The organism is Verrucomicrobium sp. 3C (genome assembly GCF_000379365.1).
GTDB lineage: Bacteria > Verrucomicrobiota > Verrucomicrobiia > Methylacidiphilales > Methylacidiphilaceae > Methylacidimicrobium.
In genome coordinates this window covers 62,516-68,137 of record NZ_KB901878.1, presented here as the reverse complement: position 1 = coordinate 68,137, position 5,622 = coordinate 62,516, and the positions used below count along the sequence as shown (strand labels likewise).

The 5,622-nt window shown below is 61.7% G+C and carries 6 protein-coding genes; 4 read left to right on the top strand and 2 right to left on the bottom strand.

Annotation, left to right across the window (positions count from 1 at the left end; genetic code table 11):
* Nucleotides 1–471 precede the first annotated feature (471 nt).
* The gene (locus tag A37A_RS0114280; RefSeq protein ID WP_018292163.1) at nucleotides 472–2,298 is read right to left on the bottom strand and encodes a bifunctional homocysteine S-methyltransferase/methylenetetrahydrofolate reductase; all 1,827 of its coding nucleotides are present in this window, start codon (nucleotides 2,296–2,298) and stop codon (nucleotides 472–474) included.
* Nucleotides 2,299–2,328: 30 nt separating this feature from the next.
* Here A37A_RS0114280 and A37A_RS0114275 point away from each other — a divergent pair, with 30 nt between their 5' ends.
* The 3 genes from A37A_RS0114275 to A37A_RS0114265 are packed head-to-tail and all read left to right on the top strand — an operon-like array spanning nucleotide 2,329 to nucleotide 4,530.
* On the top strand, nucleotides 2,329–3,372 hold the full coding sequence (locus A37A_RS0114275; protein ID WP_018292162.1) for an LOG family protein: 1,044 nt from the start codon (nucleotides 2,329–2,331) through the stop codon (nucleotides 3,370–3,372).
* The gene (locus A37A_RS0114270; protein ID WP_018292161.1) at nucleotides 3,362–3,883 is read left to right on the top strand and encodes a L,D-transpeptidase; all 522 of its coding nucleotides are present in this window, start codon (nucleotides 3,362–3,364) and stop codon (nucleotides 3,881–3,883) included. The genes A37A_RS0114275 and A37A_RS0114270 overlap by 11 nt, the downstream gene beginning before the upstream one ends.
* The gene (locus A37A_RS0114265) at nucleotides 3,880–4,530 is read left to right on the top strand and encodes an HAD family hydrolase (protein ID WP_018292160.1); all 651 of its coding nucleotides are present in this window, start codon (nucleotides 3,880–3,882) and stop codon (nucleotides 4,528–4,530) included. Before A37A_RS0114270 ends, A37A_RS0114265 begins: the two co-directional genes overlap by 4 nt.
* Before the next feature lie 24 nt (nucleotides 4,531–4,554).
* On the opposite strand, the gene A37A_RS0114260 is transcribed toward A37A_RS0114265, so the two are convergent.
* Nucleotides 4,555–4,980, bottom strand: a complete 426-nt coding sequence (locus A37A_RS0114260; RefSeq protein WP_020494505.1) for a hypothetical protein — start codon at nucleotides 4,978–4,980, stop codon at nucleotides 4,555–4,557.
* 187 nt (nucleotides 4,981–5,167) lie between these two features.
* Between A37A_RS0114260 and A37A_RS20850 the strand changes: the two genes are divergently transcribed.
* On the top strand, nucleotides 5,168–5,622 hold a 455-nt coding region (locus A37A_RS20850; protein WP_231363945.1), incomplete at its 3' end, for an IS630 family transposase.

Genomic DNA, 5,622 nt, shown 5'->3' with positions numbered 1-5,622 from the left:
CCATGATCCCCCCAGGACCGACCAGATCTTCCGGCTTCTGGTAGTCCTTCATCAGCTCTTCAATGATCGCCGCACTGATCCCAGGCTTCTTGCCTCCTCGGTCCTGCGCTTCCTACTCGTTGTTCGTGGTCACTTCCCTTTCCATTTTCATCTCCTTCTACTTCGGTTGTGACCCACACACAAATTTTCGGATAGGCTCAGTGGAAACGGCCGATAGGGAGAGATACTCAGGCACTGTCATACCGAAAGGGGCAGCTCCCGCTATGGCTCTCCTACGTCGCACCGCGCCACTCCTCGACTCCACACAAGCTTTCTCCTGCGGCTTGCACAATGGACCTGTCTGCTTCGCTCTCGCTTGGTTTTCCATCCTTGCAGCATGTCCTTATACAGCTCCGGGGGAAAACCGGCGCCGCGCCTCGCATCCAAGCCCGTTTGCGGCGCCTCGGGTACGAACTTTGTGAGCCATGCAGGCTAGAAGAGCGCCTCGACGAGGCGGACGGAGAGATCATACCGCATGAAGGGCGTAATCAGATAAATCCCCCCGAACTGCTCCAGTACCGCTTCAGCCAGCGAGCGCGCCGCCTCTAGCCCCAGCTCTGCGGCCTTCGGTCCGTCGACATGCCGCAATCTTTCTCGCAAGCTTTCCGGAATGGAAATCCCGGGCACCTCGTTATGCAGGAACTCGGCATTGCGAGAGTTGAGCACGGGCATGATCCCCACGAAGACCGGAATGCCGAGCGGCTTCAGCCGTTCGGCACTCTTCCGGATCAACTCCGGATCAAAGACGGGCTGGGTCATCGCGTACTGCGCCCCGGCCGCGATTTTGGATTCGAGCTTGCGCACTTGCGAATCGAACTGCACCGAGTTGGGATTGAAGGCGCAGCCGATCACAAAGTTCGTTTTTGCCTTGAGGTCCCGGCCCGCGGCGGAGACGCCGTCATTGAGCTTGGTCATCAGCTTGATGAGCCCCAACGAGTTGAGATCGTAGACCGACGTAGCCCCGGGATGATCGCCCGCCTTGGCGGGATCTCCGGTCAAGGCGAGGACGTGGCGGAACCCCAGCACCGACAGCCCCATCAGTTCGGACTGAAGACCGAGCAAGTTCCGATCCCGGCAGGCGAGATGGAGGATGGTCGGGAGCCGGGCGCATCGCTGAGCCGCGACCGCCGCCGCCAGGTTGCTGACCCGGAGGATGGCCAGGGAGTTGTCGGCCAGCGTCAGCGCATCGACCCCCGCCTTCTCCAGAGCACGGACTCCTTCCAGGAACTTGTCCATGGAGAGCGTTCGCGGGGAATCGAGCTCGACCATGGCGATCCGCTTTCGCTTGCAGCGGTCCAACAGGCTCTCCTCTTCCAGCTTGGGCGGCTCTTCCTCCCTCGCCACCTCGATCGCGGGAACCCGTACCCGCCGCGGCTTGACCCGGCGGGGACGATGGCGGGCGAGGACCGGCGCCATCGCCGCGATGTGGAGAGGGCTCGTTCCGTAATCTCCTCCGAGAAGATGGACCCCTTCTGCGACGAAACGGTCGACGCTCGCGGCAAAATACTCGGGGCTCGCCGAATAGCTCAGCCGGCCCTCGTAGAACTCTGGTTTTCCCGCATTGGGAAAGGCGCAGAGGAGATCTCCGGGCCGCACTTCGATCTCCTCCAGAAGATGGAGGGATGCCAGGATTCCGCAGCTTCCCCCGATGCCGACGATCTGAGCCGCGGCACCCCGCAGCGAAGCCAGGCCGGAAGCCAGGGTGTCCCCGTTGCCAAGCCGGCCCTCCTCGAAGACGGCCAGCGAGACCGCCGCCCTCGGAGCCCCAGCCTCGTGGGCAACGGAGAGGGCGAGCAGCGCTTCGGAGAGCTCCGTAAAGGTCTCCAAGAAGACGAGGTCGCAGCCCGCCTCCAGGAGAGCGGTGATCTGCTCCCGATAGAGAGGCCGCCGTTCTTCCGGGGAGAGGCTGCCCTCCCAGGCACGGAGCCAGATCGGCCCCACGCTCCCCGCCACCGTGCATTCCTTCCCTCCGGCTGCCTCCCTTGCCAACTCGACTCCTCGCCGGTTGATTTCGACGACCTGCGCGTCCAGGCCAAAACGAGTCAGGCAGGCGCGGTTCGCCGCCGTCGTGTTGGTTCGGAGAAGCTCCGCGCCCGCCTGCCGATAATCGGCGTGGGCGCGACGCACCAATTCGGGACGGCTCAAGTTGGCTTCTTCCAGGCAATACCGGCGCGGAAGCCCAAGCGAGTAGAGGTAGGTGCCGAGAGCGCCGTCGCCCAGAAGGAGCCGGTCGGAAAGCGATTCTAATAGATTTGCCATGGTGTGTACCGGACGCAATATAGAGTCCGGATGGCGGAGAAAAAAAGCGCGACCTACTCGACAGGGGAGCCCGCGCTGGACAAAAAGATCGCCGCGCTGCTCGAGGAGGCGGGAATCGGAAGCGCACAGCGGGAGTATTTCGAGATGGTGGCCACGGCCATTCGCTTCGGCCGTCAGGCGACAACACCGGGTGACATCCGGATGATCAACCAGGTCTTCAAAGAGATCCGGTATGCCGACGCGGTCTTTCAACCCTACCGGGGCGTCAAGAAGGTCACGATTTTCGGCTCGGCCCGCCTCGCCGCGGAGACGGCCGAATGGAGGATGGCCCGGCGGTTCGCCGAGCAGATCGCGAAAGCGGGCTTCATGGTGCTTACCGGAGGCGGGGATGGAATCATGGGCGCAGCCCAGTTGGGAGCCGGCAAGGAGCGGAGCTTCGGCCTCAACATCCGTCTGCCCTATGAGCAGCGTCCGAACGAGGTGATCGAGGGCGACCGAAAGCTCATCTTCTTCCGCTACTTTTTCACCCGGAAGCTCCACTTCGTCAAAGAATCCCATGCCATCGCGCTCTTTCCCGGCGGCTTTGGTACGATGGACGAATGCTTCGAGGCGCTTACCCTGATGCAAACGGGCAAGGCTCCCATCGTTCCTATGGTCTTCATCGACTACCCCGGAGGCACCTATTGGAGCGCGTTCCGGGAGTTTTTGCAGAACGAGCTGCTCTCCCGCGATCTGATTTCCGACCAGGACTTCCACCTCTTTACGTTTACCGACGACCTGGAGGAAGCAACCCAGGAGATCGAGCGCTTCTACTACAACTTCCACTCCTACCGCTTTGTGGGGGAGCTTCTCGCGCTCCGCATCCACCGTGCGCCCGACGACACCTCGCTCGAGGCGATCCAGCGCGATTTCGCCGATATCACCGCCCGGCCCAGCTCTTTCTCCAAGACCAGCGCACTCCCTGTCGAGGCCAACGAGCCGGAGATCCTCTCGCTACCCCGCCTCTGCTTCCCCTTCGACCGCAGATCCTATGGCCGTCTGCGCCAACTGATCGACCGGCTTAATGCACTTTGATCCCTGGGATCCCCCTGCCCTTACCTCCGCCCCGGCGGGGATCTGGTTCCATGTCTCGGTGTGGGAGCAAAAGGTTCGCGTCCTTCGCGGTAAGGAGCAGACCTGGGAGGCGATGGTCAGCACCGCCCTTCTCGGCTGCGGGGAGGAGCCGGGAAGCTATCGAACTCCGCGCGGATGGCACTTCATCTGCGAGAAGATCGGGGAAGGGTCTCCTCTGGGTGCGGAGTTCCAGGGCCGTCAGCCGACCGGATTTCTCTGGACTCTCGATGCTCCATGGAGGGAGCAGAGCCTCATCCTCACGCGAATTCTCTGGCTGGCGGGAATGGAACCCCATAATCTGACCACGCGCGAGCGGTTCATCTATTTCCACGGCACAAACCGGGAGGATGCGATCGGGAAGCCGATGAGCAAGGGCTGCATCTGCCTGCGCAACGAAGAAATGGTTCAACTCTTCGAGCAATCATCGATCGGGACGCGTGTTTTCATCGCGGAAGGACGAGGCCCCTTGTGAGTCAGCCGATCGATACCGTTCTCCTCGACTGGTCGGGCACCTTGGCCGACGACCTTCCCTTTGCCCATCGGGCGGCCAACCAGGTTCTCAGCCTCTACCGGAAGCCGACGATGAACGTCGAGGAGTTCCGGGAACGGTTCTTTCTTCCGCTGCGCGACTTCTATCGGACGATTCTCCCGGAAATCCCGCTGGAGATCCTCGATCGCTTTTACCATGCCGCCTTCCGCTTCTTCCGGCCGCAGATCCCGCTTTTGCCCCATGCCGCTGACTTCCTAGAGTTTTGCCGCACCCAAGGCTTGCGGATGATTCTCTTGAGCACAATTCAAAACGGCCATTTCCTCGACCAGGCCAGGCGCCATGGCATTCTTGACTATTTTTCCGAAATCCATACGGAAGTCGCCGACAAGCGGGTGACCCTCTGCCAGATGCGGGACGAGGGGCGGCTTGAGCCGCACCTGGCGATCTTTTTGGGCGACATGGTCCATGACGTTGAGGCGGCCCAGGCAGCCGGCATCCTTTCGGGTGCCCTCCTGACCGGTTATAACACCCGGGCGAAGCTGGAAGCGGCCCATCCCAGCTTTCTTTTTGCGGACCTCTCCGCAGTGCGAGCCTTCCTGGAAGAGAACAGCAGGGCGGCGGAGGACTGAGGATCTTTTCTTGGGCTCCCGATCTCACCTCCCCTCTCTGCAGCCTCTCCAGGACGCCGAAGGCCGAGTCAGCGGCAAGTGGAGGTGCAGCGAGCCCCGAAAGGAGATGGCGGGCAGAGTCCGCTGGGCCGATCCGGCAACGGTCGCTTCTTCCTCGGATCGGCATTCTCCCTCGTTTCCGGAGCCCTTGGATCGTTGGCTGTGGCGGAAGGAAAGCTCCAGCGCCAGCCGGATTCCATAATGGCAGGGGAGCTCGGCAAACGCAGCCCTCTTCTCGGCTGGCTTGACCCTTCCGGTGCGCCGGAATCTCTCCTGCGCCTCCGCCGTTGTCCTCCGACCCGTTTCGCGGGTCCGGCGCACCCGCTCGTCGCTCGGGGAATCTTTCGTGGCCTCTTGTGGATGGGTCGACTTCGGTTCGGAACTCGATGCGGGTGACGGATCGGGCCGCATGCTCCCCTTCTCCGTGCCTTTCTTCTCCCCTAGTACATCGCTTCATAATTACGTGACATAACAGTGCAGACTAGGTATTATGGCTTTCATTATGGGAGCCATTTTAACTGCATTATCGATTCGTGAAGAGCAGAGAGAAGTGTTAGAAGAGATCGTCCGCAAGAGGAATGCGAAAGCCGGGTTGGTGATGAGAGCACGGATAATTCTGATGGCTGCCGATGGGGTTTCCAGCGCGGCGATTTCCCGGCAGCTCCAGTGCAACGCGCATATCGTGCGCAAATGGCGGCGACGGTTTTCCGCGGAGGGGATCGCTGGGCTCAACGATGAGCCGCGGAGCGGACGCCCGGTAACGATAAGCCAATCGCTTACGCGCAAAGTGGTGATGACCGCGTGCAGTAAACCGCCGAGAGGTTTGAGCCGGTGGAGCATCCGCACGCTGGCGCGAGAGCTGGGTTTGCCCCCAGCTCGGGTCGCGCGCATTCTGCGAGCTTACGATCTGCATCCGCATTGCCTTCGCACCTTCACGTTTAGCCCGGATCCCCAGTTCAAGGAGAAACTCCTCGAAGTGGTCGCTCTCTACATGCAGCCTCCGGAGAACGCCGTGGTGCTCTGCGTGGACGAGAAGACCGGCATCCAGGCCCT